Source organism: Frankia sp. CcWB2 (assembly GCF_977927585.1).
In genome coordinates, this window is the sequence record NZ_CDWRCM010000131.1 from 1 (window position 1) to 2,659 (window position 2,659).

The 2,659-nt window shown below is 68.8% G+C and carries 2 protein-coding genes and 1 tRNA gene; 2 read left to right on the forward strand and 1 reads right to left on the reverse strand.

Annotated features, from left to right (window positions below):
• Window positions 1-11 precede the first annotated feature (11 nt).
• Complete coding sequence (locus ACY45C_RS14310; RefSeq protein WP_462188110.1) at window positions 12-1,070, forward strand: chorismate-binding protein; 1,059 nt, start codon at window positions 12-14, stop codon at window positions 1,068-1,070.
• 137 nt (window positions 1,071-1,207) lie between these two features.
• Here ACY45C_RS14310 and ACY45C_RS14315 read toward each other — a convergent pair whose 3' ends face one another.
• The gene (locus tag ACY45C_RS14315; protein WP_462188101.1) at window positions 1,208-1,639 is read right to left on the reverse strand and encodes an SsgA family sporulation/cell division regulator; all 432 of its coding nucleotides are present in this window, start codon (window positions 1,637-1,639) and stop codon (window positions 1,208-1,210) included.
• A gap of 445 nt (window positions 1,640-2,084) precedes the next feature.
• Between ACY45C_RS14315 and ACY45C_RS14320 the strand changes: the two genes are divergently transcribed.
• A tRNA-Val gene (locus ACY45C_RS14320) sits at window positions 2,085-2,156 on the forward strand.
• Window positions 2,157-2,659 lie beyond the last annotated feature (503 nt).

Below are 2,659 nucleotides of genomic sequence, written 5' to 3' on the forward strand. Positions count from 1 at the left end.
TAAGAGACAGGATCAGTGATGACGCCGCGGTGCTGGATCGAGATGGCTTCTGGGCGGTCGTCGTCGACTTCGAGAGGGCCGTCCGTTGCATCCGGTTCGCCGACGTGCGGCCGGCGCCTCCCGGTGGTGCCGCGGCGCTGCGGCGTGGCCCCTGGCTCGGACCGCCGCGAGCCGCATGGACGACAACCATGAACCGGGCGGCCTACCTCGACGGGGTTGTGGCGATCCGTGAGCGCATTGCGGCGGGGGAGGTCTACCAGGTCAATCTCTGCCGATTGCTGTCGGCACCCCTGCCTGCGCCCGCGGCGGAACGCGCGGGGGGTCCCGGTGCCTGTGCTGCCGGTGTCGATCTCGGTGCCCTGGCGGCTGTCGTAGCCGCCGGCAATCCCGCGCCGTACGCGGTCGTCCTGGATGTGCCGGAGGCCGGGGTGCGCATCGTCGGCGCCTCTCCGGAGCTGTTCCTCTCCCGCCAGGGCGACGTCGTGAGTTCCAGGCCCATCAAGGGAACCGGTCGGACGGCGGCGGATCTGCGGGAGAAGGACGTCGCCGAGAACATCATGATTGTCGATCTTGTTCGCAACGATCTTGGGCGGGTCGCCCGCCCGGGAAGTGTGACGGTGCCTTCGCTCTGCGCAGTGGAGGAGCACCCCGGTCTCGTGCACCTCGTCTCGACCGTCCGGGCCCGGCTGCGGCCGGGGGTGGGCTGGCAGGACCTCCTGGCGGCGGCCTGCCCGCCCGGTTCCGTCTCCGGTGCCCCGAAGTCGAGCGCGCTGCGGATCATCCGAGAACTGGAACCGGCCTCTCGGGGCTACTACTGCGGAGGGATCGGCTGGGTGGATGCCGACCGGAACGTGGGTTGGCTGTCTGTTGGCATTCGTACGTTCTGGATCGAGGACGACCGGATCTGGTTCGGTACCGGCGCTGGTATCACGTGGGGGAGCGATCCGGACTCGGAGTGGCGTGAGACCGAGCTGAAGGCCGACCGGCTGGTGGGGCTGGCGAGCCGATCGGACGATAGGCCGGGCACCGGCGGTGGGCCGAGGACAAAAGAACCCGCCTGGCGGCGCTAGCCTGGCCAGGCGGGCGGGTGCTCTGTGTGTGGCTGGGTGGAAGCTGCCTCGGATGCAGGTGGGGAAGGGTCTCCCCCGGTCGCAAAATGCCCACACCGGCTTGCCGGGATCGGGCAGCGGTCCCGACCCCGGTGAGATCATCGCTCGGGGCCACCCCAGATGAGGAGGGCGAGTTCGGCATCAAGATCGATGATGTCGCTCTCTCCGCCGAGGGGGACGGCTGAATACGTCCGCCGCAGGAAGGCCAGCACCTCGGACCGCGGCATCTCGAACAGTGCATGCCCGGACGGGCTGGACAGGGACAGGCAGACGATCCGTCCCCCGGACTGGGCGGCAGGCCACACCTGCACGTCGCCATCCCCGGCGGGTCGGCGCACACCGTCGCTGAGGAGCTGGCGCGCGAACGTCCACTCCACGACCTCGTCCGCACCGGTGCGGAAGCCGATGCTGATCGCGTACGGATCGGCAGGCTCGTACCGGACGGTGGCGGCGACCGGCACGGGCGCCGCCCCGGGGACGACAAGGCGGAGGGCGAGTTCTGCGGTGATTGAATCGTGACGAATAGTCATCGGGCGGCCTCTCATGGTGCGATGGTGCGGGCGAGCACCCGTGTAACGGGATAGTTCCCTCTCCGAGTCCCGTTGGAAACAAGATTATGCCAAGACAACATCCGTTACGGTAGTTCGGGCGAGTTGCCTGGCCCGGAAGGGTGAACCTGCCTCGAGTGATCATGGTTCGGCCGGCTGTCGGACGGATCTTCTACTTGAATCCTATAGATGATTACCGTCCGTAGTGTCCGAACGTCCCTCGAGCGTCAGGCCATCCCGCCAAGGCCGTTCCCCCTCAAGTCTTCCCCGTGGGGACCCTTCTCAACCACGGCCAGTCGCGGCGAACCTGACCCAGTCCGGCCACCGGGCAGGACGGCGGACATCGCCCCATCCGTCCGTCGACCCCCCGCCGTCGGCCCCCTTCGCCGGCCCGTATCCTCGGCGTGTACGGTGGTCCCACCGGCAAGGGCGTATAGCTCAGTGGTAGAGCGCTGCCTTCACACGGCAGAGGTCCGTGGTTCGAAACCACGTACGCCCACGCGATTGGGCTTGCCATGCTCCGCTCCCGGGTCGGGAGCTTGCTGTGCTCCCGCGGGACATCTGCCCCGTGGATGATCTTCGTGCCCCCCGCGATGCGGCGTTTTTCCTGGTCAGGGCGGGTCCATCGGTGCCTGGGAGGGGCTACCCCAAACGGGTGGTGCGGCTTGGCGGTGTCCTCTCCCGCCGGTGGGACTCGGCGCGTTTCCCCCGGTAGGAGGCCGTCCCGGTCCCGCCCGAGACCTGCCCGGGGCTGCCCCCGACCTCCGCGGCGTGCTGCGCCTCGAAGGGTGGTCGGAGCTGTCCACTGCCGGTGGGGCGCCTGTCCCGGGGAGCGGTGCGAAATCTCCCCGATTGGCCGGTTTCTGGGTGTCTGGGCCGCGACGTCGTGGGCTGGCGACGAATCAACATCTACCCCCACTTTGGTGGGGACACCACCGATGGAGGCGGATCCCGGAGGGGGTCCCGGCCGGTGCTCCAGTCCGGGAGACAGCCCGGCAGACA